We start from the raw sequence: 396 nt of genomic DNA, 5'->3' as shown, positions 1-396 counted from the left end.
GGCCTGGACCTCGTGCTCGGCTGGCGGGACGGCGGCGCCGCGGCCGACTGGCGGGTGCGCCTGCGGCCCGGGCGCAGCGGCTACGAGCGGGAGAAGGCGGTGCTGTGGTGGCGCGGGCTCGGCGGCGGCCGCGACGCGCCGATGGATGCCGCCGGCTTCCTGGAGCGGGCCGATTCCCTGGCCCGGCCGGCGGCGATCCGGATCCGGCCGGGCCGGCTGTCGGACCAGATCGAGTGCCGCGCCCAGGACGGCCGGATCTTCGCCGACCAGAGCCGCCTCGCCGGGCGCGCCGCGTGACGCCGCGGGGAGGGCGCCTCATGCAGGGTCCCCGGACCGCCCTCGCCCGGTGGTCGCGGCGCGGAGCCGCGCTCCCGGTCCGCTGCGCCACCCGTCGGC

General features: G+C 80.8%; 1 protein-coding gene. It reads left to right on the top strand.

Annotated features, from left to right (window positions below; all coding sequences use genetic code 11):
- Positions 1 to 297, top strand: a 297-nt coding sequence (locus E4T88_RS19055) for a hypothetical protein (protein WP_221411838.1), incomplete at its 5' end; no start/stop codon positions are given.
- Positions 298 to 396 lie beyond the last annotated feature (99 nt).

The sequence above is a fragment of the Dysgonomonas mossii genome (genome assembly GCF_004569505.1).
Lineage (GTDB): Bacteria > Bacteroidota > Bacteroidia > Bacteroidales > Dysgonomonadaceae > Dysgonomonas.
Note: the sequence above shows the minus strand (reverse complement) of the source record. Positions and strands in the feature narration are given on the sequence as shown.